Origin of the sequence: Roseateles saccharophilus (assembly GCF_031458095.1) — a bacterium.
GTDB lineage: Bacteria > Pseudomonadota > Gammaproteobacteria > Burkholderiales > Burkholderiaceae_C > Pelomonas > Pelomonas saccharophila_A.
In genome coordinates this window covers 1-1,232 of the sequence record NZ_JAVDXU010000016.1, presented here as the reverse complement: position 1 = coordinate 1,232, position 1,232 = coordinate 1, and the positions used below count along the sequence as shown (strand labels likewise).

The window sequence follows — 1,232 nt, the reverse complement described above, 5'->3', positions numbered from 1 at the left end:
TCCAGCTTGGCATCGAAGCCGGTGAACTGCAGGATCCAGCCCGAGGCGCCCGTGCCCAGGGCAATGCCGACCTTGGAGATCCAGGACTGGCAGGCCGAGAACGAGCCCTCGCGGCGCTGGCTGGTCTGCATCTCGTCGTAGTCCACGACATCGCCGAGCGTGGCGTTGTACAGCGTCCAGAAGCCGGCGCCCGTGAAGGCGACAAAGCCGCAGGCCAGAAGCTGCAGATAGGGCCGCGCCGGGTCGTACAGCCACCAGTCGCCGATGAAGGCGCAGATGGCCAGGAACAGCACCGCGGCCAGGCCGACGCGCTTGCCGTGGCGGCGCGCGATCCAGGCGAAGAAGGGGATGCCCGCGAAGCCGAAGGCCATGCCCGCCAGGCCCATGGCGGTGTTCCACTTCGCGCCCTGGACGATGTCGCCGCCGCAGACGTAATAGACCGTGGCGTAGTAGCCCAGCGTGCCCACCATGGCCGTGCCGATGCCGTAGGCCAGCATCATGCCCAGGATGTGGCGGAAGGGCTTGCAGCGCAGCGTGCGCCACAGCGTGTCGGCAAACGGGATGTGGGTCTGGGTGCGCGCCACCAGCTTCTCGTAATAGCGCTCGCGCACCAGCAGGAAGATGGCGATGGAGACGGCCACCATGATGGCGCCCAGGATGGCGCAATAGGTCTGGGCACCGCGCAGGATGTCGGGCTTGCCGTTGGCCTGGTTGAAGATCGCCAGCGTCGTGAACTGGGCGGCGAAGAACATCGCCAGCTCCGGCCCCTTCTGGATGGCGTTGCGGATGGCCATCACCGTGGTGCGCTCGTGATAGTCGGGCGTCATCTCCGCACCCAGGCTGCTCCAGGGCATGTTGAAGCAGCTCATCACCGGCACGTAGATCACCATGCTGATCAGCATGAAGGCGAAGTACTGCATGTCGGTCCAGCCCTTGCCCACGGCGAACATCAGCGGCAGGCCGATGCCCGCCAGCACGCCGCCCACGAGGATGAAGGGGCGCCGGCGCCCATAGCGCGTGCGGGTGTTGTCCGAGATCCAGCCGAAGACGGCGTCCGAGCCGGCGTCGATGAAGATCTTGATCATCTGCACCGTCGAGATCAGCCCGGGGGCGACGCCGAGGAACATGTTGAAGACCTGGTAGGCCAGCGACGGGTAGAGCCAGTGGCCCCACATGTCCAGGATGGAGCCCAGGCCGAAGCCGATCTTCTGCCGCATGGGCAGGCGGTCGGC

General features: G+C 66.5%; 1 protein-coding gene. It reads right to left on the bottom strand.

All coding sequences use genetic code 11. The annotated features are described in order from the left end of the window. Nucleotides 1–1,232: MFS transporter (locus J2X20_RS29455; protein WP_310273372.1), on the bottom strand; the 1,232-nt coding region annotated here is incomplete at both ends.